Genomic DNA, 25,967 nt, shown 5'->3' with positions numbered 1-25,967 from the left:
CGCGGGCCCGGCGGGTGACGTCGGGCCCGCGCGGCGCACCGCCTACGGTAGGCGCATGACGACCGGGTCCGGGGCCACCGCCGACGCGCCGCCGGCCGTCGCACCCGCCGACCTGGCCGCGTTCCTCGACGTGCGGCCACGGCTGTTCGGGCTCGCCTACCGGATGCTGGGCAGCGTCGTCGAGGCCGAGGACGTGGTGCAGGAGGCGTGGCTGCGCTGGCAGCGCACCGACCGCAGCGGGGTGCGCAACCCGGCGGCCTTCCTCACCACCACGACCACCCGGCTGGCGGTGAACGCGGCCACCTCGGCGCGGGCCACCCGGGAGACGTACGTGGGGCCGTGGCTGCCCGAGCCGGTCGACACCCGCGCCGATCCGACCCTCGGCGCGGAACGGGCGGCGGCGCTGGACGTCGCGGTCCTGCTGCTGCTGGAGCGGCTGACCCCCGCCGAGCGGGCCGCGTACGTGCTGCGGGAGGCGTTCGACTACCCGTACCGGGAGATCGCCGGGGTGCTCGGCACGTCGGAGCCGAACGCGCGGCAGTTGGCCGGCCGGGCCCGGCGGCACCTCGCCGTCGAGGGTGCCACACCGGTCGCGCCGCAGCAGCGTCGGCGGCTGGCGCAGGCGTTCCTCGACGCGGCCCGCGACGGCGACCTGGCGACGCTTGAGCGGCTGCTCACCGCCGACGTGGTGGCCCGCTCCGACGGCGGCGGCCGGGTGCACGCGGCCCGCCGGGACGTGTGCGGGCCGGCCCGGGTGACGAACTTCCTGGACAACGTGCGGCGCAAGTACTGGCGGGCGACGACCGTCGAGCTGGTCGAGGTCAACGGCGGTCCGGGGGTGCTGGTCGCCGCCGACCGGCCGGTCACGCTGATCACGCTGGACACCTCGGCCCGGGGCATCGAACGGCTGCTGCTGGTGGTCAACCCGGACAAGCTCGGTCGGTTGCCGGTCCGGCGCTGACCGGCGAGCTACCCCACCGTCACCGGCACCTCCGGGTCGGCGACCCCACCCGGCCGGTCGAGGATCGACCCGGCGTCCCGGACCGGTGCTGTCCCGGGTGCGCGCGACGGGCCGCCGGAGGGCGTTCTCCCGGCTGTCGGGGAGCGTCCGGTCACGACGGCGGGGGCGGGCCGACGGACACCTGGTCCGTCGGCCCGCCCCCGGTGGTGTCGGGACGAACGCGGGTCAGGACGCCGACCGCGCCGGTACGGTGTCGTCCACCGGGGCGTCGTGCGGCGCGGCCGGCCGGACGCGGACCATGGTCAGCACCGCCACGGCGAGCAGGACGGTGATCACGGTGCTGATCGCGCCGATCACGTTCAGCCCGCCGGTGAACGCCTCCCGGGCGGAGGCCAGCAGCGTCGCGCCGACCTCCCCGGGCAGCCGCTCGGCGGCGGCGACGGCGGTGGCCAGCGTGTCCCCCGCGGCGGTGCCCTCGGGGACGGTGACCTGGCTGCGGTAGACGATCGCGCCGATGCTGCCCAGGATGGCGACGCCGAGCGCCATGCCCAGTTCGGTGCTGGTCTCCGAGACGGCCGAGGCGGAGCCGGCCTGCTCGGGCGGCGCCGACCCGACGACGATGTCGGTGCCGAGGGCGATCAGTGGCCCGCCCCCGGCGTAGACGAGGAGGAAGCCGACCACCAGCTGGGTCAGCCCGCCCTCGCTGCCGACCAGGGCCAGGCTCAGGTGCCCGACCGCCGAGACGGCCAGGCCGGCGGCCACCACGTGCGCCGGGGCGAAGCGCCCGGCCAGCACCGGGGAGAGCATCGAGGTGACGATCAGCGCGATCGCCGCCGGCAGCAGCCAGAGCCCGGCCCGCAGCGGGGAGAGCCCCACCACGAGCTGGAGGTACTGCGTGACGAACAGGTACGTCCCGCCGGCGATCAGCATGCTGAACAGCATCGCCACCAGGGCGGTGGTCAGCGCGCGGTTGCGGAACAGCCGCAGGTCGACCAGCGGGCTGGTGAGGCCCCGTTGCCGGCGGACGAAGAACACGCCGACGGCCAGGCCGGCGACGATCGCGAGCACCGGCAGCAGGCCCGGGTCGTCCTTGGCCAGCTCCTTGAGGCCGTAGATGACCGGCAGGATGGTGGCCAGGGACAGCGCCACGCTGGTCAGGTCGAGCCGGCCGGCGTCGGCGTCCCGGTACTCGGGCAGCAGGCGCGGGCCGGCCAGCAGCAGCACCGCCATGATCGGCACGTTCAGCAGGAAGACCGAGCCCCACCAGAAGTACTCCAGCAACGCGCCGCCGACCACCGGGCCGAGCGCGATGCCGACGGAGAACATGGTGACCCAGACGGCGATCGCGATCCCCCGCTGCTTCGCGTCCTGGAACATGTTGCTGATCAGCGCCAGGGTGGACGGCATCAGGGTGGCGCCGGCGATGCCGAGCGCGGCGCGTGCGGCGATCAGCATGGCGGCGCTGTCGGCGTACGCGGCGATCACCGAGGCGACCCCGAACGCGGCGGCGCCGATCAGCAGCAGCCGCCGCCGGCCGATGCGGTCGCCCAGCGTGCCCATGGTCACCAGCAGGCCGGCGATCATGAAGCCGTAGATGTCGATGATCCACAGCATCTGTGGCGCGCTGGGCAACAGGCTCTCGCTGATGTGCGGCACCGCGAGGTGCAGGACGCTCATGTCGATGGAGAGCAGCAGCGTCGGTAGTGCCAGCACTGCCAGGCCCAGCCACTCCCGGGTGCTCGCCCGGTGCTGCGGTTCGCTCGTGGTGCCCAAGGTGGTTCCTCTCTGGATGGTGCGGAGTGGTCAGTGCGAGAGCATCGCACTGGGGTGCGACATTTCCTGATGTTGCGCCATATGGGGGAAACAGAGACGTAAGAGATGTTCCGCGATGGTCGCCGCGGTGTCCGGGTCGTACAGGTAGAAGTGGCCGCCGGTGAACATCAGGCGGGAGAAGGCCCCCGTCGTCTCCAGCGACCACAGGTGCAGCCGGTCGGCGACGACGACCGGGTCGTCCACCGCGCCCAGCGACAGGATCGGCACCGCCACCCCCGTCGGCGGCCGGCGGTAGGTCTCCATGGCTTCGAGATCGGCCCGGATCGCGGCCAGCGCGGGGCGCACCAGGTCCCCCCGGTGCAGCAGCTCGGGGCCGATCCCGCCGATCTCCACCAGGTGTTCCAGCAGTTCGTCGTCCGTCCGGCGGTGCGCGAACGGCGGCTCGCTGGGAAAGCACGGTGGTTGGCGGGCCGACACCGTGAGCAGCCGGGGCGGCCGACCGAGCCGTTCCATCGCCCGGGTCAGTTCGTAGCCCAGCACACTGCCGAAGCTGTGCCCGACGACCGCGTACGGCAGCGGTGGCAGCTCCGCGACGGCGCGGCTGAGGCCGTCGACGAGCGGTGCCACCCGGCGCAGCGGCGGCTCCCCGGCCCGCAGCCCCCGGCCGGGCAACTGGGCGACCAGCAGCTCGACCCCCGCCGGCAGCACCGGCCGCCAGGTGCGGAACGCCGACGGCCAGCCGCCGGCGTGCGGCAACGCGATCAGTCGCGCCCACGGCCCGCCGCGGGCCGGGCGGGCGGAGTGGGACCCGCCCTCGACCGGGTGCCGCAGGCCCGCGCCCACCCGCATCAACCAGCCGTTCATCGGCTCCGCCCTCCTCATGCCAGCATCGGGTGGTGGGCCTCGAGGTGCTCGACCACGCGGCTCTGCTGCGGTCGCAGCCGTTGCCCGGGCAGGTGCTCCAACGAGTGCAGGAAGGGATCGGGCGGGGGTGGCAGGCCGGCGATCGCCGACGCGATGGCCAACACCAGCGTCGGCTGGTACCAGGCCGAGTAGCCGCCCTCGTGGACGAAGACGATCCGCCCGCCGGTGAGTTCGTCGGCCAGCGCGCACATCGTCAGGGTCATCGCGTGGAAGGTCCGGCTGGTGCACATCATCCGACCCATCGGGTCGTGGCCGCTCGCGTCGACACCGGCCGCGACCAGGACCAGCTCCGGACGGAAGGCGCGCGCCGCCGGCACGACCAGCCGGGACAGCGCCGCCAGGTACGCCTCGTGCCCCGAACCGGCGGGCAACGGCACGTTGAGGGTGCGGCCCGCACCGGCACCCGTGCCCGTCTCGGTGACCAGCCCCGACGCGGGTGGGAACAGCCCCTCCTGGTGGATCGAGACGTAGAGCACGTCCGGGTCGGCGTAGAAGGTGCGCTGGATGCCGTTGCCGTGGTGCACGTCCCAGTCGAGCACCAGCACCCGGCGTGCCCCGTGCCGCTGCGCCGCCCGTGCGGCGACCGCCACGTTGTTGTAGAGGCACAGCGCCATCGCCCGGTCCGGCTCGGCGTGGTGCCCGGGCGGCCGGACCAGGCAGTACGCCCGGTCGAAGCGCCCGTCGAGCACGGCGGTGGCCGCCTGCGCGCCGGCCCCCGCCGCCACCCGGGCGGCCTGGGCGCTGTGGTGGTTGACGTACGCGTACACCCCGGCGTCGCCCGCGCCGAGCGCGGAGGCCGCCTCGACCCGGGCGAGGTGTTCCGGCACGTGCACCAGCAGCAGGTCGTCGTCGGTGGCCGGCTCGGGGGTGACCGGGGTGTAGTGGTCCAGCACCCCGGCCAGCCGGACCAGTCCCTCGGCCCGGCGCAGGTCCGGGTCGACGGCGTGCTGGCGCAGGGGTTCGATGCCCGGACCGACGGGCAGGTAGCCCGATCCCGGTCCGGGGTCGTGCCAGAAGCAGATCTCGTGGCTGTACCAGGCGAGCTTCGACATGGGCGACGTCCTCGGCGCTCGACATCGGGCAGGGACGGGTGGCCGGGGTGCGCCACCGACGGGACCGGGTCGGTGGCGCACCCCGGACCGGACGCCGCCGGTCAGGCGGCGACGGTGGCCGGCACCCGGGTCACCCCGGACACCTCGGCGATGTACCGGTGGTAGTGCTCCCGCTCCTCGGCGGGGGTGAGCTTGGCCCGGAACGTGGCGTCCAGCCAGCCCAGCACCTGCTCGGCCTCGGCCCGGGTGAGGGTCCGGTCGCCGAGTTCCTTCTCGAACTCCCTGATCCGGGCGGTCGGCGTCAGCACCCCCTCGGCGTAGCCGGTCTCGTCGGTGCTGTGGTTGCGGGTGCAGGCGACGGCCTTCAGAACGGCACCGAAGAAGGCCCTGCTGTCGATGTCACTCACTGCGTTCTCCTCTCGACGGGGTTCCTTCGCCGGCCGCCCGGTCGGGCGGTCGGCAACACGGTTGGTCTCGGTCGGGGCGCGCCGGTCGCACTCAGGCGATGAGCCCGACCTTCCGGCCGGCCCGGGCGAAGACGGCGACGGCATGGTCGAGGTCGTCGGCGCCGTGGCTGAGGTTGACGATGGTGCGCAGCCGGGGCAGCGCCTTGGGCACGGTGGGATAGACGATGGGCTGGACGAAGATGCCCTCGGCCTGGCAGAGCCGGGCCATCTCCTGGGCCTGCCCGGCGCTGGCGCAGATGATCGGCACCACCGGCGTCTCGCTGGCGAGGGTGTCGAAGCCGAGACCGCGCAACGTCGCCCGGTACCGGTCGGTGAGGGCCCGCAGTTCCCCGGTGAGCTGCGGGGCCGCCTCCATCACCTCCACCGCGGCCCGCGCGGCGGCCACCTGCATGGGGGTGCCGGCGGCGGAGAACATCCAGCCCCGGGCGTTGTTCTTCAGGGCGAAGACCAGGTCGCTGGAGCCGGCCACGTAGCCGCCGGTGCTGGGCACCGTCTTGGACAGCGTGCCCATCTTGACCGCGACCCGGGCCGGATCGATGCCGAAGTGCTCGGTGATGCCCCGGCCGGTGGCGCCCAGCACACCGAGACTGTGTGCCTCGTCGACCATCAGCGGCGCGTCGTAGCGCTCACACAGCGCCAGGATGCCGGGCAGGTCGGCGATGTCACCGTCCATGCTGAAGACCGCGTCGGTGACCACCAGCTTCCCGGCGTCACCCGCCCGGCGCAGGGCGCGTTCCAGGTCGGTCAGGTCGTTGTGCGCGTAGGTGATCACGGTCGCGCCGGACAGCCGGTAGCCGTCCAGGATGCTCGCGTGGTTGTAGACGTCGCCGATCACCACGTCGCCCGGCCCGACCAGCGCGCCGATCGTCGCCACGTTGGCCATGTAGCCGCTGGTGTAGACGATGGCGTCCTCGGCCCCGAGGAACCGGGCGATGCCCAACTCCAGCTCCCGGTGCAGGTGCAGGGTGCCGGCGAGCAGCCGCACGCCGTGCGCGCCGGTGCCGTGCCGCTCCAGGGCCCGCTGCGCCTGGTGGTTGATGTAGTCGTGGCCGATCAGCCCGAGATAGCTGTACGACGCGAAGTTCAGGAACCACCGGCCGTCGAACTTGATCCAGGCACCCTTGGACTCCTCGATGACCGGCTCGTAGAAGTAGTCGTCCTGGGCGATGACCACCCGGTCGTCCACCGACAGCGCGTCGATGCGCCGGTCGAGGAAGGAGCCACCGGGGTGGTCGCCGAGCCGGCCGGGCAGGGTGCGACGGGGAACCGACGCGCCGACCGGGACGGTGACGCCGGGTGGCCCGGCAGGCCGCTCCCGGGTGGCCGGCGGACCCGCCGCCGGCCGGTGCCCGTTCGTCCCCGGGTTCCCCGTCGCCGGACCGGTCCCCGCCCGGTGGCCGGGCCGGGGCGGGTGCCGGTCGGCGGCGTCGACGTCGCGGTAGCGGTCCCAGTCCGGAACGAAGCGTGCCGTCCCCGACGCGGTCGTCGAGGCCGGCGACGCGCCACCCGACCCGGCGGGCGGGGCCGGGGCGGGCGGGACGGGGGCGGGCGGGACGGGGGTGGGCGGGACGGGGGTGGCGGGGGCCGGACCCGCCGGGTGGCGGGGCAGTCCTTCCAGGTGCCGGGCCAGCGCCCCGACGTCGGGGTGGTCGAACATGGCCACCGGATCGACGTCCAGCCCCTCACCGGCCAGCGCGGCGGAGACCTCGACCGCCATCATCGAGTCCAGCCCCAGCTCCAGCAGGTTGTCGTCGGGCGACACCTGGTCGACGTGCAGGGTCCGCTTCAGGATCGCCGACAACGCCGGCCACAGCCGGGTCTCGACGGGGGTCGCGGTGGTCATCTGGTCGTCCTCCGGTTCGTCGACTGCGGACACGACGTAGTTCGCGGGAGTCAGTTCGAGGGTGTGCCGCAGCAGCGCGATGCCGTCCGCGGCGGTCAGTGCCGGAATGCCGCGTGCCGCCGCGGCGTCGGCGATCCCCGCACCCATGCCGACCCGCCACAGACCCCAGCCGAGGCTGTACCACGCCTCCCCGGCGGCCCGACGGCGCGCGGCGTAGCCGTCGAGGTAGGCGTTGGCGGTCGCGTAGGAACTCTGGCCGAGGTTGCCGTGGGTCGCTGAGATGGACGAGAACAGGACGACGAACCCGGGTCGCGCGTCGGCGGGGAACGCCTCGTCGAGCGCGTGCACCCCACCGATCTTCGGCCCGAACACCTCGTCGATCCGCTCCGCCGACAGGCTGCGCGCCAACCCGTCGCGCAGCACACCCGCGGCGTGGAAGACCCCGTCGAAGGGTTCCGCGCCGCGCAGCACCTCCGGCAGCGTACGGACGTCGGCGGCGACGATCCGCAGGTCACAGGTGGTGGCGAGCCGGTCCAGCCGGGCCCTGGTCGGCCCCTCGGTGGGTACCGTGCGACCGACCAGGGTGAGGTGGGCAGCGCCCGCACCGGCCAGGAACTCCGCCACGTGCAGGCCGATGCCGCCCAGACCACCGGTGACCAGGAACCGGCCACCGGCCACCGGCCGGGCCGACCGCCCGGGTACGACCGGCACCGCCGGATGGGTGGGCGCGTACCAGGAGCCGTCCCGCCAGGCGAGTTCCGCCTCGCCGTGCCGTACCTCGTCGAGGGTCGGCGGCTCGGTGCCGCCGGCCAGGCCGATGTCGACGAGGCGGACCCGGACCTGCGGGTGCTCGATCCGCAGGGTCCGCGCGAGGCCCCACAGCGCGGCCTGTCCGGGTTCGATCGACTCACCGTCGGTGACCTGCTGGGCGGCGTTGGTGACGATGGTGAGGGCGGGCATGGGCGGCTGCGCCGCGAGCCGCCGCACCAGGGTGAAGACGCCGTGCAACAGGGCGACGGCCGCCGCCCGGTCCCGCCCGCCGCGCGGCGCCACGTAGACCACCTCGGCGGGCGGCGTCCCGGCAAGCGCCCGGTCGAGGTGGACGTCGTCCAGGTCGGCCGGGGTGAGCAGGAGGGGCCCACCCTCGTACGACTCGATGCCGGCCTCCCCCGACACCACCCAGGTGCGACCGGGGTCGGTGGCCGGTTGCGGGGTGGGAACGACCGGCCGCCAGGCCACGGCGGTGACCGACCCGGCGGGCACCCGGTGGACGGGCGTCGGACCAGCGGGAGGCGGATCGGCCTGAGGCGGATCGGTGGGTGCCGGGGTGGAGCGGGTCGACGAGGGCTGCCGGTGGGGGGCCGCCGGGACGGTGGTCGGGCCGGCCGCCTTGAGGACGATCCGGTCCAGTTCCAACAACACCTCGCCCTGCTGGTTGCAGACCGTGGCCCGCCCGCGCACCGCGCCGCCGGCCCCACCCGCCGGTTCGGTCCGCTCGACCAGGGCCAGGACCGTGCCGGTGACCGGCCGGCGGGCGGTGATCCGCCCGACGTACCAGGGCAGGCAGGCCCCCGCCGAGCCGTCGTCGAGCATGCCGAGGCACTGGAAGACGCTGTCCAGCAGCGGCGGCGGGACGAAGTGCCGGTCGGTCAGCCCGCCGGAGGTGCGGAGCACGGCCAGCATCCGGTCGGGCCCCCGGTGCGCGGCGCGGATCGCCCGGAACGTCGAGCCGTACGCGATGCCGCTGCCCCGCCGCCACTCCTCGACGGCGGCGAGCGGCACCTCGTCGGCGCAGCCGACACGCAGCCCCGCGACGTCCCGGTAGCTCGGCGGGGCCAACGCGCTGGGGGTGGCCCGGGCCCGGCTGTGCAGGACCGGACCGGAGCCGTCCGGCTGCCAGGAGGTGAGCGTGCACTCCCCGGCCGGGGTGAGCACGGTCTCGATCTCGACCGACCCGCCGGGCGCGACCGGCAGCGGCGCGAGGAACGCCACCCGGTCGAGCTGCCAACTCCCGCCCTCCCGGATCGCCGCGCAGGCGCTGAGCATCGCGTCGAGTTGCGCCGCCGCGGGCAGGACCGGCGTGTCGCCGATCCGGTGGTCGCGCAGCACCGGGTGGTCGGCGGCGAGCGGCGCACGGTGGCCGTTCACAGCCGGAGGTCGAATCTGTCAGTGGCCAGCACCTGACCGTTGACCTGGATGTCGACGAGGTGCTCACCGGCGTAGTAGCGCCGGGTGGAGACCTCCCGGACCGGGTGCGACTTCTCCACCGTCCGGCGTTCGCCGGGGGCGAGGTCCAGCGTGGTCAGCTTGAAGACCTTGGGGATGCGTTGGCCGTTCTTGCGGACGTGGTGCACGACGTAGTCCACGGTGACGGTGTGCCGGCGACTGTCGGTGTTCTCGACGTCGAGGCGGATCATCGTCGACTCACCGAGCGTCAGGGTGCGCGGGTGGAGCCCCATCGAGGGCACCCGGATGTGCTCACCCCCGGTGACGCCCACGATCGCCAGCGCCTCCTGGTTGCCCTTCTTGACCAGCGTGCGCAGTGCGTGCCGGACGATCCAGGTGGTCTCCGGGGTCGGGCTCTCCTGCGACCAGCGCAACGCGGTGGCCAGCGCGACGTCGGGCGAATCCTTGGAGATGTCGTTGAGGTTGTTAGCCACCGACTTGCGCACGTACTCGGAGGGGTCGCTGCGCAGCGGTTCGAGGATCTCCAGTACGGGCTGCGGGTCCCGGACGAAGGCGGTGAGCGTACGCGCCCAGGGAAGCCGGGGACGCACGCCCTCGCTCGCCATCCTCCGGACATTGTGGCTGGGGTCGCGGGCCCAGTCGGCCATCCGCTTCATCGTCAGCTCGTGGTGCTGTTCGATGAAGGGGCGGATGGCGTACTCGGCGGTGTGCCGTTTGGTGATCTCGACGAGTGCGTCGAGGGACACCTCGGGGTGGTCCAGGCCGTACTCCTCGACGAACCGGGCCACCGGCATGAGGTACCAGCTCACGTTGAACATCCCCTCGCCCTCGGCGAGTTCGTCGCCGAGAATGGCCAGGAGGATCTTCACGCTCTCGGGATAGTCCTCGGGGAGCCGGCTGCGCAGTCCCTCCGCCAGGACGAAGACGCGGTCCTTCAGCTCCTTTCCGGGAATGCGACGCTCCACCTCGACGGCGTATTCCTCGACGTCGAAGTCCGGGTGAACCTCGCGGATCTTGCCGCCGATGAGGCGGGCGGCGTCACCGTTGAAGTGACGCTTGAGTCCGTATTCCGTAGTCATGACATCCGGTCCTTGTCGACGTGGTTTTCCCGGGCGGGCGGATAAAGGTGGATCTTATGTCTGGACAGGTGCTGTCTCCCGGAAGCCGGCCGGGCGGGGGCGCCGTTCGCCGCCCCGTCCACTCCACCGTGGACCCAGAATCTCTGCCGTTGGAAGGGGTAGGTGGGGATGGTGGTGGTGCGGTGTCCCTTCCCGTGATGGATTCCGGCCCAGTCGAGGTCGCCGTGGCCCTGGTTGTAGAACGACGTGACAGCCGTGTGGAGCTGCGCCTGGTCGTCGTGGTCGCGGCGTAGCGTCGGCAACCAGGTCAGGTCGGTGTCGGTGAGGGTCGCCCGCGCCAGACCGGTCAACACCGGATGCGCGCCGATCTCCCAGAACACCCGACCGCCGGCCGCATAGACCGCCTCGACCGCCTGGGTGAACCGCACCGGTCGGCGAATCCCCGAACCCCACAACCCGCCGTCGGCCACCGACCGGGCGTCATGCCAACCACCCGTCACCGTCGACGCGAAACCGACCTGCGGCGCCGACACCACCGCCCGCCCGAACGCCTCAGCGAACGGGTCCACCGCCCCCGCCATCGCCGCCGAGTGGAACGCGTGGCTGACCGTCAACCGCTGCGTCCGCAATCCCGACCCGACACCGAACGCCTCCACCGCCTCGGCCGGGCCGGAGATCGTCACACTGCGCGGAGCGTTGAACGCCGCGATCTCCACCCCCGGAAACGACGGCAACACCGCCTCCACCGACCCCGCATCGGCGAACACCACCGCCATCGCCCCATCCGCAGGTTGCGCCTGCATCAACCCACCCCGCACCACCGCCAACCGCAACACCTCAGGCAACCCGAAAACCCCCGCCGCCCACGCGGCCGTCAACTCCCCCACACTGTGACCCACCACCAACCCCGGCCGAACACCCCACGACTCCAACAACCGCACCAACCCCACCTGCACCGACACGATCCCCACCTGCGCGAACCGCGTCTGCACCAACTCACCACCGCGCTCCCCGAACACCACCTCCCGCAACGGCACATCCGAACACGACGCCACCACCTCGACGCACTCGTCGAACGCATCCCGAAACACCGGCTCCGCCGCATACAAACCCGCACCCATCCCCGGATACTGCGAACCCTGACCCGAAAACAGGAACACCGACACCGGAGGCTCATTCGACAACCGGGCCACCGGCCGGTCCCCACCCGCCACCGCACCCAACCCAGCGGCCAACTCCGACCCGTCAACACCCTGCACCGCCACCCGGAACCGATGCGACGCACGACCCACATTCGCCGTGAAACCCACATCACCCAACACCGACGAATCCACACCCGACAACAACCGCGCATACCCGTCCGCCAACCGACGCACCCCCTCCTCACTCGCCGCAGAAACCTTCACCACAAACGACCCCTGCGGCAGGGCTTCCCGAACGGCCGGAAGCGGCGCCTCCTCCACGATCACATGGGCGTTCACCCCACCCATCCCGAACGCCGACACCGCCGCCCGACGCGGCACACCCGCCACCCGAGGCCACGACACCGGCTTGTCCGCCACGAAGAACGGCGTCTCCTCGAACCGGATATGGTCATTCGGCCGCACCACATGCAACGTCGCCGGCACCACCCCGTGCTCCAACGACAACAACACCTTCACCAACCCCGCCAAACCCGCCGCCGGCTCCAAATGACCAATATTCGACTTCAACGAACCAATCGCACAGAACTGCGTCCGCGACGTAAACCCCCGCCACGCCCGCGTCAAACCCTCCACCTCGATCGGATCACCCAACGACGTCCCCGTCCCATGCGCCTCCACCATCCCGATCCCATCGGGACCAACACCCGCATCCCGCAACGCCGCCACAATCACCTCCCGCTGGCCGACGGGGCTCGGAGCGGAGTACCTGGTGGTCCGGCCACCGTGGTTCACCGCCACTCCCTTGATCAGACCCCGGATACGGTCGGCGTCACGTTCCGCGTCCGCGCGGCGGCGGAGCACGATCGCCACCGCCCCCTCACCAGGCACGAACCCGTCGGCCTGGACGTCGAAGGCCCGGCAGCGGAAGGTGGGCGAGAGCGCCCGCAGGTCCCGCATGGAGTCGAAGTACTCGGGGCTGATCGCGGCGTGCACGCCACCGATGACGGCGGTGTCGATGTCGCCGGCCCGCAGGTGTTGCACGGCGGTGTGCAAGGCCACCAGCGACGACGAGCAGAGCGTGTTCACCACGACGCTCGGGCCGTGCCAGTCCATCAGGTACGACAGCCGGTTCGGGATCATCGCCTCCAGACCCAGCCCGCGCCCATCGGTCACCCCGTGCCGGGACCGCTCCTCGTGGTAGTGGTCGTGGCTGTAGGCGATCCACAGGCCGATCCGGTTGTCCGGGCTCCCCTGCCCCGTCCGACCGGCGTCCTCCAGGGCCTGCCAGATGGTCTCGTAGACGATGCGGGCCTGAGGGTCGATCAGCGGTGCCTCCCGGGCGGAGATCCGGAACGGCACGGGGTCGAACTCGTCGACCCGCTCCAGGAAGGACGCCTGCGGCACCGGACCCTCCGGCGGCTGCCACCGGCCATCGGGCAGGGTGCCGACGGTGTCGCGCCCGTCGGTGAGCAGCGTCCAGAACGCGTCGAGGTCGTCGGCGGTGGGCACCCGGATCGCGGCACCCACGACGGCGATGTCACGCCCCGGGTCCGTCCCGTCGACCCCGGCGGCCGACGGCACGGCGGCAACCGACGGCACGGCGGCCGTCGGCACGGCGGGCACGTCACCGGCCGGCGGCGGAGGAGGAACGCTGCCGGCCGGCAGCGGGGTGGGCACGGACCGGTCCGGCGGCGTGGCGGCGGCGGTGCCGGCGGTCGGCACCGCCCCCGGGTCGGCGGGCGGCGAGACAGGGGCAGCCGGCGACGAGACGGGGATGGAGCCGGCCGACGGTGGGGCGGCGACAGCCGGCGGGACCGGGGGCGGCGGCGCGGCCAGCGCGGCGACGAAGTCGGGCGCCTCGTCGACGAGGTGCTGGGCGAAGCTGCGGGGGGTCGGGTACTCGAAGAAGACGGTCGGGTACAGCGACAGGCCGTGCTCCCGGGACAGTCGTTCGCTGAGCCCGACCAGGCCGACGGAGTCGAAGCCGGCGGAGAGGAACTCGGCGTCGACGTGCTCGGCGTCCGTACCGGACAGGGCCAGGAACCAGGCGAGCGCCCGGGCGAACGGCGTCGCCGCCACGGGGCCGGCGGCCGGCGGCGACGCGGACCGGTCGACAGCCGGCGGCGGCGCGGACCGGTCGACAGCCGGCGGCACCCCCGGGGCAGCCCCGGCCGGCTCCGCACCGGGCCGGTGCGCCGCTGCGGGTGCGGACGCTTCCCCCCGCGCCGCAGCCGCGCTCACCACGGCGGGGTCCACCGGGACGGCGACGGCGGCGGAGGCCGGCGCGACCGCCGACCCGGGTGCCGCTCGACGTGCGGTGTCGGCCGGCGGCTCGCTGAACGCGAGGACGGGCACCCGCTTGGAGGAGATGTCCCCGAAGGTCAGCAGCGGTACGCCCCCGGCGTCGAGGACGACCTGGGTGACCCGGCACGCCTCCTCGTTCCAGAAGGACACCTCGGTGCGCACGTAGGCGGCGTCGGCCAGGGCACCGTGCACGCTCACCCGGTCGACGGAGAGCGGGATGAAGGCGGTGGCGTGGTCGGTGCCGAACACCGGGTTGTCCGGGTCGATCGCCGCGATGGTGACGCTGTCCAGCAACCCCGGGAAGAGCTGGACCTCCGGGGGGTTCAGGGCGCGTTGCCGGCCCCCCTCGATCCGGGCGAGGGTGCCGCCGCCGGGCAGGCTGGCGACCCAGGAGATGTTGCGGTAGTACCGGCCGTGCTGGTAGCCGATGCGGCGCAGCCAGCGGTACACGGTGGACCCGGCGTGCACCCGGGAGCAGGTGTCGAGCAGCGCCGCGAGCGGCTGCGGCGCGGGCACCGGATCGGGGTGCGGGGCGTACCGGCCGGTGACGAAGGGGGTGCCGTCGACGTCGGCGACGGTGAACCGCCCCTCGGCGTCGACCCGGCACACCACCCGGTGCGCCCCGGTCGGGATGAGCGGGCGGTGGAAGAGCACGTCGCGTACCCCGTGGAACGGCTCGCCGCGCAGCTCGGCACCCTGGCGCAGGAAGTCGAACCAGGCGACGCCGGGGAGCATGATCCGGCGGTACACCGAGTGCTGGGCGATCGGCACCTCGCCCGGCCCGAAGACGCGGGAGAAGGCGTACCCGGCCGGGCCGGTGTCGTCGAGGGTCAGCGGGCCGCCGGGCTCGGCGGAGCGGAGCGGCTCCCGCAGGTCCAGCGCGGGGCCGCGGGCCTGGCCGACCGGCAGGAGGCGCTTGTGCCAGGCGACCGGCCCCTGGAACGTGGCCCAGTCGATGTCCGCCCCGGCCTCGTAGAGTTCCGCCGTGACGGCGGCGAGCACCCCGGCTGCCTGCCGCCCGTCGGTGGCGGCGGCGAGGCGCGCGCAGAGGTCCAGTCGGGCGTCGACGTCGTCCGGGTCGGGAGTGTCCGTGGTCGCGGCTCCGGCGGCCAGCACCGTGCTGAGCGCCTCCTCCAGGGAGGTACGTCCGTGCACGAAGTCGGCGATCGGCGCCCAGCCGGGCGGCAGGTCGACCGCCTGCTCGGGTACCCCGGTGCCGCGCAGCGCCACGGCCAGCACGACCCCCGTGCAGATCCGCAGCAGCGGACCGGAGAACGTCGTCACCGGGCTACCGACAGCGGTCTCGAACCGGCCGACGATCTCCCGTACCGCCGGCAGGTCGTGGTGGAGCGCGAGCAGCCACCGCGGCGGGGCGGACCCGGCCACCGGGCGGACGGCCACCACGGGCGGTCGTCCGGTGGGCTCCCCCAGCGGAACGTCGGCGCGCAGCAGCCGGGCGCGCAGGGCGGCGGCGAGGCCGTCGGCGTCCGGTCCGGTGACCGCGCAGCGTACGGCGCGGGCCGGGCGGCCGAGCCGGGCGGTGGCGAGCACGTCGGCGATCTCGTCGGCCGCCGAGGGGAGGAACTCCACCCACTGCGCGGCCAGCTCGCGCAGCACGTCGGGGCTGTCGGCGGAGAGGGCGAGCACCTCCGTGGGCCGCCCGGCCCCGGTGGCGGTCGGCGCGGGCCCGGTCGCCGCCTCGGCCACCACGTGTGCGTTGGTGCCGCCGAAGCCGAAGCCGCTCACGCCGGCCCGGCGGATCGGGGCCGCCGGCCAGGGTCGGGGACGCGGCGGCAGGTAGAGGGGGCCGGTGTCCAACCGGAGCCGCGGGTTGACGGTGGGCACCGGCACCCCGGGGACGACCCCGTCCCGCAGGCAGAGGACGATCTTGGCCAGGCCGGCCAGGCCGGATGCCGAGTGCAGGTGCCCGATCCGCCGTTTCAGCGAGCCGAGCGCGACGCTGCCGGGGGCGACGCCGCGCCGGCCGAACACGTCGGTGAGGGCCCGCACCTCGATCGGGTCGCCGATGGCGGTGCCGGTGCCGTGGGTCTCGACGTACTGCACGGTGGTGGGGTCGATGCGCCCGTACACCCGGTCGAGCAACGCGATCTGGGCCTCCAGGTTGGGGGTGGTCACCCCCATGGTCCGGCCGTCGTTGTTGACGCCGGTGCCGGCGATCGCGCCGAGGATCAGGTCACCGTCGGCCACCGCCGCGGCCATCGGCTTGAGCACCAGGGCGACGGCCCCCTCGCCGGGGACGTACCCGTTGGCCTTCTCGTCGAAGGTCTGGCACAGCCCGTCCGGGGAGAGCGCGCCGGTGCGGGACAGCAACACGAAGGTCAGCGGGTCGAGCAGCAGGTCCACGCCGCCGACCAGGGCGATCTCGCAGCTGCCGGCGGCGAGGCTCTGGCAGGCCAACCAGACCGCCGTCAGCGAGGACGAGCAGGCGGTGTCGACCACCAGGCTGGGGCCGGTGAGGTCGAGGCGGTCGGAGAGCCAGGCCGCGACGAAGTTCTGCGACCGGCCCCACAGTGCCGCCGGGACCGGTCGGCCGGTGCCGTCCGGCCCGGTCGGGGCCAGCCCACGGCCGTGGTCGAAGCCGTAGGAGTTCATCCGGGCACCGACGAAGACGCCCGAGTCGAGACGGCGGCGCACGGAGCGGTAGCCGGCGTCCTCCAGCGCCCGCGCGCCGACCTCCAGCATCACCCGCTGCTGCGGGTCGAGCAGGACGGCGTCACCGGCGGTCAGGCCGAACGCCTCGTGGTCGAAGGAGAACGGGTCCTGGAGGAAGGCGCCCCGGTGGTGGGTGCCCTGGTGGTCGCCGTCACCCAGGTAGTGGTCGCGGGCCCACCGGCTGGGCGGGACCTCGTCCACCTCGACCGAGTCGTGGGTCAGCAGCCAGCGCAGGTCCGCCACGTCCTCGGCACCGGGAAGCCGTACGGCCATGCCGATCACCGCGATTCGACTGTCCGTCATGTTCGCGTCGCTCCTTCCGTCACACTCGGTGGGCAGGTCAGTGGCGCGGCTGCCGGCCAGTGGCGAGCAGTGGCCGCAGCAGGGCGCTGAGGCTCGCCGTGGGCACCGGGCCGTCCGGGTCGGGCGCGGACGACACCGCACCGGCGACCGGGTCGGTCCCGGATGCCGGGGTGGATGGTGTGGCCCGGTCGGTGAGCCGGGCCGCGAGGTCGGCCATCGTGCGGGACCGCATCACCAGCGAGGGGTCGACGGTCGTCCCGCTGAGCCGCTCGATGGCGCTGGTCAGATCGGCGATGACCAACGAGTCCAGCCCCAGGTCGGGCAGGGGGCAGTCGCCCGGGTCCTCACCGAGGACGTCGACGAAGGCGTCCCGCACCAGCCGGTAGGCCACCCCCGGGTCGCCGGCCGACGGCGGCCCGGCCGGTGCGGCGTCACCACCGGCGGCATCAGCCGGGAGGGGGTCGGCCGGGGTGGGCTCGGGGTGCGCGGTCGACGTATCCCGGTGGGCGGCCTGCGGCGACGCGGAGACGGTGGTCGGCTGCGGTACGGCGCTGCCGGGGAACACCACGGCACCCCCGGTGAGCAGGTACGCGTCGAAGCCGGCCAGCGCCTGGTCGAGGGTGATCGAGTGCCCGGCGGAGAACGACTCGTCCGCCGCCATGCCGATGCCGGACCAGTTCGGCCAGGCGTGCGCGGTCACCGTCGGCCCGTCGTCGCCGGCCTGCTCGGCCAGGGCCAGCTGGTACGCGTTGGCCAGGGCGTAGTCCACCAGACCCCGGCCGGCGTCGGGCAGGGCACCGGCGATCGAGGAGACCAGGGCGACGTGGTCGGCGCCCTCGGTGCGGGCGAGCCGGATCACGTTGTGGGAGCCGGCGACCTTCGGGGCGGTCACCCGGGCCGCCTCCGACCACTGTCGACGACGCAGCGACCCGAACTGGTTGACCCCGCCGGAGCAGTGCACGATCCCGCGCAGTCGGCCCCACCGGTGGGTGAAGGACGCGGCCGCGGTGGTCAACGCGGCCGGGTCGGCGACGTCGCACCGCTGGTAGTCCACCTCGGCTTGCGGGCGCAGCCCGCGCAGGAAGTCTTCGGCGGCCCCGTCGACAGGCGACCGGCCGAGGATGCCGATGCGTCGGGCACCGCGCGTCACCAGGTGCGTGACCAGTCGCCGGCCGACCGCGCCGAGGCCGCCGGTGACCAGGTGGTACCCGTCCCCGGCCAGGTCGGCGGGGGGTCCGGGCCGGGCCGGGGACGGGGTCGGGGTGTACCGGCTGCCACGGCGGTAGGCCACCACGGTGTCGGGGCCGGTGCGCATCGCGGCGAACTCGGCGGCGACCTGCCGGGCACGGATCTCGACCGGATCGGCCGGGTCGAGGTCGAGCACGGCGACGGTGAACCGGTTCTCGGCGGCGGCGGCGCGGACCGCGAACACCCGTGCGGCGGCCTCGGGGTCGAGTAGCGTCCGGTCCGTCTCGTCGACGGTGACCGACCGGTGTGCGACCCAGACCATCCTGCCCCGGGGCGGGACGGTGGCGGCGTAGGAGCGGAGCTGCTCCCAGAACCCGCGCAGGTCCGGTGCGGTGTCGGCGGACCCGGGGACGGCGTCGACCACCACCAGGGCGCGGGGGGTCACCCCGTCGGGGGCCAGGTCGGCGCCCTTGGCGGCGAGCGCGGCGGAGACCGCACCGCCGAGGTCCGGGTCCGCCACGACCACCCGTACGGTGGCCCCGTAGGCCGATGCGCCGGGCGGTGGGTCGGCGGGTCGCCATCGGGTGACCAGGGCTTCCGGTGCCGGCGTCGGGTTGCCGTGGTGGCCGCCGTCGGCGGGCCCGGGGTCCACCGGTGGGGTGTGCTCCGGGGGCAGGTCGACAGTGGTGACCGGGGCGGGCCCGGTCACCGTCGCGGTGGGGCGGGTGTGCCAGTAGCGGCCCCGGTCGAACGGGTAGGTGGGGAGCGCGACGCTCCGTGAGCCCGGCACGGACAGGGCGGCCCAGTCGATGTCGGCCCGGCCCTGCCGGACCTGGTCCACCACCACCGCGTGCCGCTGCGCCGGGTCGGCGGGGAGCGGGTCGGCGGGGCGGTGGCAGTCGACGCGGGCGACCGGGACCCGGCCGTCGGCGACCGCCCGGAGCTGCTCGGCGATCACCTGCCCGGTGGTGCCGCTCACCGCGGTCTGGTAGTCGAGCGAGGAGCGGCCCACGTTGGCGGTGTGGCAGAGGTCGGCGGTAGCCCGGTCGTCGGGGGCGGCCGCGAAGGAGTCGGCGTAGGCGGCGGCGAGGCGGCGTACCGCGTCCTCGGTGGCGGCGGACACCTTCACCACGAACGACCCTTGCGGCAGGGGTTCCCGGTCGGCCGGGAGCGGCGCTTCCTCCACGATCACGTGGGCGTTCACCCCGCCCATGCCGAACGCCGACACCGCCGCCCGACGGGGCGCGCCCGCGACGCGGGGCCACGGCACCGGCTTGTCCGCGACGAAGAACGGCGTGTCCTCGAACCGGATATGGTCATTCGGCCGCACCACATGCAACGTCGCCGGCACCACCCCGTGCTCCAACGACAACAACACCTTCACCAACCCCGCCAAACCCGCCGCCGGCTCCAAATGACCAATATTCGACTTCAACGAACCAATCGCACAGAACTGCGTCCGCGACGTAAACCCCCGCCACGCCCGCGTCAAACCCTCCACCTCGATCGGATCACCCAACGACGTCCCCGTCCCATGCGCCTCCACCATCCCAATCCCATCGGGACCAACACCCGCATCCCGCAACGCCGCCACAATCACCTCCCGCTGCGCGGCACTACTCGGCACCGTCAACCCACTCGTCCGACCACCGTGATTCACCGCCGAACCCCGAATCACCCCCCGCACCCGATCCCCGTCCCGCACCGCATCGGCCAACGGCTTCACCACCACCGTCACCACGCCCTCACCCGGCACGAACCCGTCCGCCCCTGCATCGAACGCCCGCGACGCACCCGTCGCGGAGAGGGCCCGCAGGTTCCGCATCGCGGTGTAGTGCAGGGGGGACATGGCCAGCCGCACCCCGGCGACGATGGCCTGGTCGCACTCGCCGCTGCGGATGCTGCGTACCGCGGTGTGCAGAGCCACCAACGACGACGAACACAACGTGTCGATCGTCATGCTCGGCCCCGACAGATCCAGGAAATAACTCACCCGGTTCGCCAGGAACGCGTTGTGGTTGCCCAAACCGCTCGGCGCGTCCAGCTCCGGGGCGAGGTTGTAGTCCTTGTAGTGCTGGTAGCTGGCACCGACGAACACGCCGGTCGAGGCGGGCGTGGACAGCGGGGCGATCCCGGCGGACTCCAGTGCCTCCCACGCGGTGCGCAGCAGCCAGCGGACCTGCGGGTCGAGCACCTCGGCCTGCTTGGCGAAGAAGTCGAAGAAGCGGGCGTCGAACTCGTCGATCGGGCCCAGGAAACCGCCGATCGCGGCCCCGTCGCCACCCTCCGCCCAGCGGAAGGCGGGCGCGGGACCGATGCCGCTGCCCCCACGCGCCAGCAGGGACCAGAAGCCCTCCGGGTCGGTGGCGCCGGGCAACGCGCAGGCGATCCCGATGACGGCCAGGTCGCCCCGGTCGCCGCCGTCCGACCCGGCGGGCGGCTGGTCCCGCGCGGCGGAGGCAGCCGGGGCCTGCTGGTCGGTGCCGGCACGGATGGCGGCGTCGGCGGGCTCGGCCGTCGCCGGGGTCTCCCCCGGCGCGGAAACGGCCGGGACACCTGCCGTCGGCGGGGCCTGCTCGGGCAGCACGGACGCCACCACGGCGGCCAGCGCGCGGCAGTCGGGCGCCTGCAACACCTCCACCGGGCTCAGCGTCACCCCGAGGCGTTCCTGAAGATCGGCGGCGACCATGGTGGCGAGCATCGAGTCGATGCCGGTCGCGGCGAGCGAACCGGTCGCGGTGACGTCCGGGTCCCGCAGTACCGTGCGGACCACCTCGACGACGGTCTCCTCGACGGCGAAGGCGGTCACCGGCCGCCGCCCGGCTGGGGCCGCCGCACCCACCGTCGGGGAAGCGTCCGCCGGCTGGTCGGGGTCGCCGGTCGGTGCGGCGACCGGCCGGTAGACCACGTCGGTGAGGGAGACCAGGACCCGGCCGGCGGTGTCCAGCAGCACGACGTCGGCCCGACGGCTGCCGTCGGGATCCTGACCGGTGAGCCGCAGCCGCACGTGCCGGGTGTCGACCGGGTCCGCCCAGCGCACCGCCCGGCCGATCGACACCGGCAGGTAGGTCAGTGCGGAGGCGGCCGGATCGGCCAGGGTCAGGACCGCCATGCTCTGCAGCGCCGCGTCGAGCGCGGCCACCGCGCGCACCGCCGGGTCCGCGTCGGCGTGGTCGACCCGGACGAGCACCCCGGTCGTGCCGTACGCGATGTGGCCGACGACCCGCAGCGCCGCGCCGAAGTCGACCCGCTGCGCCGCGAACCACGCGTACAGGCCGGCCGGGTCGAGCGTGCGGGGGTGGGCGGCGTACTCCCGGTCCACCGGCAGCGGTGCGGGAGGTGGTCCCTGCGGCCGGACCGCGCCGGCGGTGAGATGGCCGATGACCTGGCCGCCGTAGCGGAACGTCACGGTGTCGCCGGCGGTCGTGTCCACGGTGAGCCGGTGGTGCCCGGTGCCCCGGGCGGTGAAGGCGAGCCGCTCCAGGACGGCGGCGGTGGCGAACCCCCTGGTGACGAGGAGCGCCGCCGGCACCGTCTGCCGGCCGAAGACCCGGTGGGCGTCCAGCAGCCGGTCGAGCCCGGGTTCCCGGTCACCGTCCGCCGGGTCCGGGGCGACCGCCGGAAGCGGCGTCGACGGACCGGGGACCGGCCGGGCGGGTGCCTGGTCGGCGCGGTCCCGGAACGGGTAGGGCGGCAGGGCGAGCCGGCGCGGGCGGGTGCCGTCGTACAACGGTCGCCAGTCGACGTCCCGGCCGGCGACGTACCAGCCGGCCAGCGCGGTGAGCAGCCCGCCGTCGGGGGTACGCAGCTCGGCGGCGATCCGCTCGGCGGGCCACGGCAGGTGGCGCGCCAACCGTTCGGCGAGGTCCGGCCCGACCGGCACCGGGTCACCGGCGAGCACCGTGTCGCCGCGCAGCACCGTGCCCGGCAGCTCGGACCCGAGGCGCAGCGCCCGGCGCAGGCCCGCGCCGAGGGCCGCCCCGCTCGCCCCGAGCACGGCGACCCGGTACGGCAGGTGGACCCGCCCCACCGAGGCCGAGAAGCACAGCGCCCCGACGTCGACCGTGTCGTCCGCCTCGATCATCCGCCGTACGTCCGCGACCCGCCGGGTCAGCAGCTCGGGAGTGTGCGCCGACAGCACCAGCAGGTGCTCGCGCACCGGCCCGTCGGCGGGCCGGGCGGCCGGGGCGGGGGTGTACTCCTCGACGACGACGTGGGCGTTCGTTCCGCCCATGCCGAAGGCGCTGATGCCGGCCCGGCGTGGCCCGGTGGCCCGCCACGGCTGCGGTGCGGTCGGGATGGCCAGCCGGCCCGGGGGCAGGGTGATGTGCGCGCCGAGCGTCGCGAACCCGGCCAGCGGCGGGATCTCACCGTGTTCGAGGCAGAGCAGCACCTTGGCGAGGCCGGCCAGGCCGCTCGCCGGTTCCAGGTGACCGATGTTCGCCTTGACCGAGCCGAGCTGGCACGGTTCGGGCCGGTCGCCGTCGAAGACCTCGGCCAGGGCGGCGATCTCGATCGGGTCACCGAGCCGGGTGGCCGTGCCGTGCGTCTCGACCAGGGAGACGTCGGCCGGGGTGAGCGCGGCGTCGGCCAGCGCGGCCCGGATCACCGCGACCTGCGACTCGCTGCGCGGCACGGGCAGGGCGCTGCCGCGTCCACCGTGGTTGACCGCCGCGCCCCGGATCACGGCGTGGATGCGGTCACCGTCGCGTTCGGCGTCGTCGAGTCGTTTCAGCATGACGGCCACCGCGCCCTCGCCGGGCACGAACCCGTCGGCCCGGTCGTCGAACGGCCGGGGTCGGGTCGGCGACAGTGCGCCGAGCTGGCTGAGGCTGCGGTAGTACCAGGGCGTCAGCCCGACGTGGCAGGCGGCGACGATGGCCGCGCCGCACTGCCCGGTACGCAGGCTGACCACCGCCTGCTGGAGGGCGACCAGGGACGACGAGCAGAGCGTGTCGACGGTCTGCGAGGGGCCGGTGAGGTCCAGGGCGTAGGAGATCCGGTTGGCCAGTACGGCGTTCATCGAGCCCAGCGCGGTGTGCGGGCCGACGGCCGCCAGCCCCTGCGCGTCGCGGTGGTGGGTGTAGGTGGCCCCCACGAACACGCCGATGTCCCGCCGGCCGGCGAGCCCGCTGCCGTCCACCACCGACCAGGCGTGCTCCAGCAGCAGCTTCTGCTGCGGGTCCATCTCCTCGGCCTCCCGCACGGCGATGCCGAAGAACTTCGGGTCGAAGCGGTCGATCCCGGCGACGAACGCGCCGCTGCGGCAGTAGGTGCCCGTCATGTCGGGGCCGCGCTGCTGGTAGTGGTCGTCGATGTTCCAGCGGTCCGGCGGGATCTCGGTGAAGGCGTCCGCGCCGGCGCGCAGCATCGGCCACAGGTCGGCCAGGTCGCGTCCGCCGGGCAGGTCGCCGGAGACGGCCACCACGGCGATGTCGCCGGCCCGCCGTTGCGCCGGCCCGGCGGCATCGGCCGGGGAGGCGACACCGACCGGGGAGGGCCCGGCGGTGGCCGGCGGGGACGCCGCGGTGGCCGGTGCCGGTTGCGGGGCGGGTGGCCGGGCGCCGTACCGGGTGGCGAGCGCCCCGGCCAGCTCGGCGAAGTCGCCGTACTCCAGGAAGAGGGTGGCCGGGAGGGCGACCGCCCACCGCCGGGACAGCTCCTCGGCCAGCTCGACGCTCAGGATCGAGTTGATGCCGTAGTCGGTCAGCGGGGCGGTCCGGTCGAGGTCGTCGAGGCCCAGCCGCTCCGCGAGGAAGTCGGCGAGCCCGTCCTCGGTGCGCCCGGCGTCGGTGTCGGCGCTGCCGGACGAACCGCCCGGGGACGCACCCGGCCCGGCGGCGGTCGGTGCCGGTCGGGCGGGGGCCGGCGGTGCGGGGGGCGTGCCGGCACCCGGGGTCTCCCCGCTGCCGGCGGACCCGCCGGCCGGTGCGGCGTCGGGGTGGGCGATGACGACCTGCCGGACGTCGTCGCGCAGGACGGTCATCAACGCGTCGAGCGCCTCGACGGTGCCCAGCGGCCGGACGCCACGACGCCTGAGCTGTTCGGCGACGGCCGTGCCCATGCCCACCTCGCCCCACAGCCCCCAGTCCACACTGGTCCACGGGTTGCCCCGGGCGTGGGCGAACGCGTCGAGGTAGGCGTTGGCGGCGGCGTACCCGCCCTGGCCGAGGTTGCCGAAGGTGCCGGAGACCGAGGCGAACAGCACGGCGAAGTCCAGCGCGGTGCCGGCGACGGCGGCGGCCAGCTCGTGCGCGCCGTCGACCTTCGGGCGCAGCACCTCGGCCACGTCCCCGGCGGTGGTGCCGCGCAGCAGGCCGTCCTTCAGCGCACCGGCGGCGTGCACGACGCCGTGCAGGTCACCGAAGCGGTGGCGGATCTCCCGCACCACCTCGGCCAGGGCGCCGGGCGCGCCGACGTCGGCGGCGAACGAGACCACCTGACAGCCGTACGACTCGATGCCGGCCAGGACTGTCCCGTCGGTGCCGGTGCCGCCGGACCGGCTGACCAGGGCGATCAGGCCGGCGCCGTCGGTGGCGAAGCGGCGGGCCACCGCCAGGCCCAGTCCGCCGTGACCGCCGAGGATCAGGTACCGGCCGCCCGGCCGGACCGGCGGCCGACCACCGTCGGACGCGCCCACGGGTACGCGGACCGGCACGTGCCGTACCCCGGTGCGGTAGCCGGTCTCCACCGGCCCCCCGTCGCCCAACTCGGCCGGCAGGGCGGCGGCCGAGGCGGGGTCGAGGTCGACGAGGCGGGGCCGCAGCCCCGGGTACTCGATGGCGGCGGTGCGGACGAGGCCCCACAGCGCGGCGCGGGCCGGCACCGGGGTGTCGCCGTCGGCCACCGGTTGGCCGCGTTCCGTGCCGACCAGGAAGTGCCCGGAGCGTTGCCGCTGGCCGAGGGTCTTCAGGGCGGCGAGGCAGGAGTAGAGGCCCAGGCGCAGTTCGGTGGCTTCTCCTCGGGTCGGGCCGGTGTTCCACAGGTGCACCACCCCGGCGACCGGGTCCGCCAGCTCCGCCCAGAGCTGCTCGAACGCCGGCTCGTCGGGCTCCGGGACGACCCGCTGGTCGGCTCCGGGGCCCGACGCCGGTGGCTCGGGCAGCACCTCGACGACCCGGGCCCCGCCGGCACGCAGGGCCCGTACGGTGGCCGCTCCCGGGCCGTCCTGCTCGCCGTGGTGCATGACCACCCAGGTGCCGGCCGCCGGCCCTGCGGGGGCGGGGGCGTCGGCGGGGGCCCAGTCGATCCGGGTGAGCAGCTGCCCGGTCGCCGGACGCGGGGCCGGCAACCGGCGCATCCGCACCCCGGTGAGTTCGGCGACGACCCGGCCTGCGGCGTCGAGCAGGATGGCGTCCGCGGCGGACCAGGCGTCCCGCACGGCGGTACGGCGGGCCCGGACGGTCACCCCGGCGCTGAGCGGGGACAGCTCGGTGTGCAGGGCGAGGCGGGCCACCCCGATCGGGAGCATCGGCCCCGGCGGGTCGCCACCGGTGAGGTCCTGGAGGGCGCAGCTGACCACCTGGAAGACGCCGTCGACCAGCAGCGGGTGGGAGTACCACGGCAGTGGCTGGGCCACCGTCTCCAGGGTCGCCTCGGCGGTGCCCGTGCCGACGGCGAGCCGGCGTACGGTGCGGAAGTCCGGACCGTAGACCAGTCCGGCGGCCGACCAGCCGGCGTAGACGCGTTCCGGCGGGACCGGCACGGGGCAACTCACCGCCCAGGCGGCCGGCGGGTGGGTGTCGGACGGGATCGGCCCGCCCGACCCGGTGGAGACCGTCCGGTGCCCCTCGGGGGTCACCGCACCCAGCTCGAACCGGGCCCGCTCCTCGAGGGTCACGTCGAGGCGGCCGGTGACCTGCTCGCCGTCGGCGACCGTGAACGGCCTGATGAAGGCGACGTCGACGAGTTCGAGCGGGCGGAACGCCCGACGCTGGGCGACCCCCAGCAGGGCCATCTCCAGTTGCACGGCGGCGGGCAGGATGCCGAGACCGCCGGAGCGGTGCTGGGCGATGAACGGCTCGTGGGCGGCGAAGGTCTTCTCGTAGGTTTCGACCCGGTACGTCAC

Annotated in this window: 9 protein-coding genes; 1 reads left to right on the top strand and 8 read right to left on the bottom strand. The window is 74.4% G+C overall.

What is annotated here, in order from left to right:
* The first annotated feature begins 55 nt into the window (after positions 1-55).
* Positions 56-961, top strand: a complete 906-nt coding sequence (locus tag ACN261_RS22475; RefSeq protein ID WP_421481642.1) for an RNA polymerase sigma-70 factor — start codon at positions 56-58, stop codon at positions 959-961.
* Positions 962-1,186: 225 nt separating this feature from the next.
* Here ACN261_RS22475 and ACN261_RS22470 read toward each other — a convergent pair whose 3' ends face one another.
* The 8 genes from ACN261_RS22470 to ACN261_RS22435 all read right to left on the bottom strand — a co-directional run bounded on the left by ACN261_RS22470 (position 1,187) and on the right by ACN261_RS22435 (position 25,967).
* Entirely contained in the window at positions 1,187-2,752 is a 1,566-nt protein-coding gene (locus ACN261_RS22470) for an MFS transporter (protein ID WP_421486795.1), read from the bottom strand.
* A 12-nt stretch (positions 2,753-2,764) separates the two neighbouring features.
* Complete coding sequence (locus tag ACN261_RS22465) at positions 2,765-3,598, bottom strand: thioesterase II family protein (protein WP_421481641.1); 834 nt, start codon at positions 3,596-3,598, stop codon at positions 2,765-2,767.
* A 14-nt stretch (positions 3,599-3,612) separates the two neighbouring features.
* Positions 3,613-4,710: a class II histone deacetylase gene (locus ACN261_RS22460; protein WP_421481640.1), complete on the bottom strand. Its 1,098-nt coding sequence runs from the start codon at positions 4,708-4,710 to the stop codon at positions 3,613-3,615.
* Between the two features lie 101 nt (positions 4,711-4,811).
* On the bottom strand, positions 4,812-5,117 hold the full coding sequence (locus ACN261_RS22455) for a hypothetical protein (RefSeq protein WP_425851988.1): 306 nt from the start codon (positions 5,115-5,117) through the stop codon (positions 4,812-4,814).
* A gap of 91 nt (positions 5,118-5,208) precedes the next feature.
* Positions 5,209-9,168, bottom strand: a complete 3,960-nt coding sequence (locus ACN261_RS22450; RefSeq protein WP_425851987.1) for an aminotransferase class I/II-fold pyridoxal phosphate-dependent enzyme — start codon at positions 9,166-9,168, stop codon at positions 5,209-5,211.
* Complete coding sequence (locus tag ACN261_RS22445) at positions 9,165-10,286, bottom strand: DNA alkylation repair protein (RefSeq protein WP_425851986.1); 1,122 nt, start codon at positions 10,284-10,286, stop codon at positions 9,165-9,167. Before ACN261_RS22445 ends, ACN261_RS22450 begins: the two co-directional genes overlap by 4 nt.
* Positions 10,283-16,711 (bottom strand): beta-ketoacyl synthase N-terminal-like domain-containing protein, encoded by a 6,429-nt coding sequence (locus tag ACN261_RS22440; protein WP_425851985.1) that lies wholly within the window; start codon positions 16,709-16,711, stop codon positions 10,283-10,285. The genes ACN261_RS22445 and ACN261_RS22440 overlap by 4 nt, the downstream gene beginning before the upstream one ends.
* A 37-nt stretch (positions 16,712-16,748) precedes the next feature.
* Complete coding sequence (locus tag ACN261_RS22435) at positions 16,749-25,967, bottom strand: SDR family NAD(P)-dependent oxidoreductase (protein WP_425851983.1); 9,219 nt, start codon at positions 25,965-25,967, stop codon at positions 16,749-16,751.

This window comes from Micromonospora sp. WMMD723 (assembly GCF_049863385.1).
Lineage (GTDB): Bacteria > Actinomycetota > Actinomycetes > Mycobacteriales > Micromonosporaceae > Micromonospora > Micromonospora wenchangensis.
The sequence above is the reverse complement of the archived record's forward strand: the minus strand, read 5'-3'. Positions and strand labels throughout refer to the sequence as shown.